Annotated in this window: 2 protein-coding genes and 1 pseudogene; 1 reads left to right on the forward strand and 2 read right to left on the reverse strand. The window is 65.7% G+C overall.

Annotated features, from left to right (window positions below; genetic code table 11):
- Positions 1 to 285 (reverse strand): annotated as a pseudogene (locus JMF90_RS33835) (phytanoyl-CoA dioxygenase family protein); the annotation flags it as partial.
- Positions 286 to 637: 352 nt separating this feature from the next.
- Between JMF90_RS33835 and JMF90_RS33840 the strand changes: the two are divergent.
- A complete protein-coding gene (locus tag JMF90_RS33840; RefSeq protein WP_006477508.1) occupies positions 638 to 979 on the forward strand; it encodes a hypothetical protein in 342 nt (113 codons plus the stop codon).
- A gap of 109 nt (positions 980 to 1,088) precedes the next feature.
- Here JMF90_RS33840 and metK read toward each other — a convergent pair whose 3' ends face one another.
- On the reverse strand, positions 1,089 to 2,276 hold the full coding sequence (gene metK, locus JMF90_RS33845) for a methionine adenosyltransferase (RefSeq protein WP_011546455.1): 1,188 nt from the start codon (positions 2,274 to 2,276) through the stop codon (positions 1,089 to 1,091).
- Positions 2,277 to 2,329: the final 53 nt, after the last annotated feature.

Consider the following 2,329-nt stretch of genomic DNA (forward strand, 5'->3'; position numbering starts at 1 on the left):
GGGCGCGATCGCGCGCTCGGCAAACGCCGGATCGCGCGAATACGCATCGAGCAGCCGTCGCACCGTATGCCCGCCCGGCGCATGCTTCGATTCGGGTGCGCCCGGGTAGCGCAGGTCGGCCTCGAACTCGATCGGCTCGGCGGCCTCCCGCAACTGGCGCTCCGCGATCTGCCGGAGCGCCGCGCACTGCGCTTCGCCGACGAGGCCGCGCGCGACGACGAAGCCGCGCTCGCGCAATTCCGCGACTTGCGCGCGGATCGATTCCGACTGCAATGGAGACGACATGGGATGCCAGACGTTTATTGTGTGAATGTGACGATTGTAAATCGGCGCCGGATACCGCGAACAGCACCATTGTCGTGCGCAGGGGCATGCCAATCGCGGATTTGATCCAGCGCAAGGGAACTGTGCGGCGCGGCACCTGCCTGAGCGACAGGCGGTATGCGGCACACGCCTTGCTGCACAAGGGTTTATCGCGACTTTTGCCGGTCACGAAACCCCTGTAGCCTGACGCGGCCTGTCAATTCTGGCGGGCGCGGCGCGCGACGGGTTTAGGTAAGATCCGTTGTGCCATCCGAGGCCGTTGATACCAGTGCGCTCTTCAGGGCGCCACCCATACAAGCGAAGCATCGTTCACATGCCATTCCGTCTGACTTCCCGTTTCAACCGCGCTGCGAAGCGCGTCGTGCCGTCCGCTCCTGCCCGCTCGCTGCGCCATCACCGCGCCCGCACGCAGGCGCTGGCCGAACGTACGCACACGCACAGCCGGCTGGACGGCATCCGTGCGTGGTTCCACGCGTTTTTCTCGATGATGAGCGCACAGGCGTTCGCCCGCCGCGCCGGCCTGCGTTCGCTGCTGCAGAAACCGTCGTCGCTGCGCGCGCTCGCGCTGCGCCGCAAGCTCGGCCCGCAGCGCCGCGTCAACCGTCCGCGCCGCCTCGCGGCGAGCAACGGCTGGTTCGGGTTCGGCGCACGCTGATCAGGTACCGGCGGGCATGGCCCGCACCGATCGCCGCCGTTGCCGCGACGATCGACACCCATAAAAAACCCCGGCTAGGCCGGGGTTTTTCATTTCAGGCGAACGACGCTTACGCGACGCGTGCCGTCGGCTCCACGCCGGCCGCTTCGGCCAGCGCGAGCGCCTTGTCGGTTGCTTCCCACGAGAATTCCGGCTCTTCGCGGCCGAAGTGGCCGTAAGCGGCGGTCTTCTCGTAAATCGGGCGCAGCAGGTCGAGCATCTTGATGATGCCCTTCGGACGCAGGTCGAAATGCTCGCGCACGAGCTTCGTGATCACCGCATCCGACACGCGGCCTGTGCCGAACGTGTTGACCATCACCGAGGTCGGCTCGGCCACGCCGATCGCGTACGACACCTGGATCAGCGCGCGCGACGCGAGGCCGGCGGCGACGATGTTCTTCGCGACGTAACGGCCGGCATACGCAGCCGAACGGTCGACCTTCGACGGATCCTTGCCCGAGAACGCGCCGCCGCCGTGCGGTGCGGCACCGCCGTAGGTATCGACGATGATCTTGCGGCCGGTCAGGCCGCAATCGCCCTGCGGGCCGCCGATCACGAACCGGCCGGTCGGGTTCACGAGGAACTTGATGTCGCCCTTGATCAGCTCGGCCGGCAGCGTCGGCTTGATGATTTCCTCGATCACGGCTTCGCGCAGCGCGGGCAGCTCGATGTCCGGTGCGTGCTGCGTCGACAGCACGACGGTGTCGATCGAATCGGGCTTGCCGTCGACGTAGCGGACGGTGACCTGCGACTTCGCGTCCGGACGCAGCCATTGCAGGCGACCGTCGCGGCGCAGGCTCGCCTGACGCTCGACGAGGCGGTGCGACAGGTAGATCGGCAGCGGCATCAGTTCCGGCGTTTCGTCGCACGCATAACCGAACATCAGGCCCTGGTCGCCCGCGCCTTGGTCGAGGTTGTCGTCGTGTGCACGATCGACGCCCTGCGCGATGTCCGGCGACTGCTTGTCGTACGCGACGAGCACCGCGCAACCCTTGTAGTCGATGCCGTAGTCGGTGTTGTCGTAGCCGATGCGCTTGATCGTATCGCGCGCGATCTGGATGTAATCGATGTTGGCCGTCGTGGTGATTTCACCGGCCAGCACGACGAGACCCGTGTTGCACAGCGTTTCCGCCGCAACGCGGGAGTATTTGTCCTGCTCGAGGATGGCGTCGAGAATCGCGTCCGAGATTTGGTCCGCGACTTTGTCCGGATGGCCTTCGGAGACGGATTCGGACGTGAAGAGATAATCGTTTGCCACTTTTTCAGGCTCCTGTGTGGTTACGGTTGGTTTCACGTAGCCAGCTTCGTTGG

Origin of the sequence: Burkholderia sp. E168m23 (genome assembly GCF_016586125.1) — a bacterium.
Classification (GTDB): domain Bacteria; phylum Pseudomonadota; class Gammaproteobacteria; order Burkholderiales; family Burkholderiaceae; genus Burkholderia; species Burkholderia orbicola.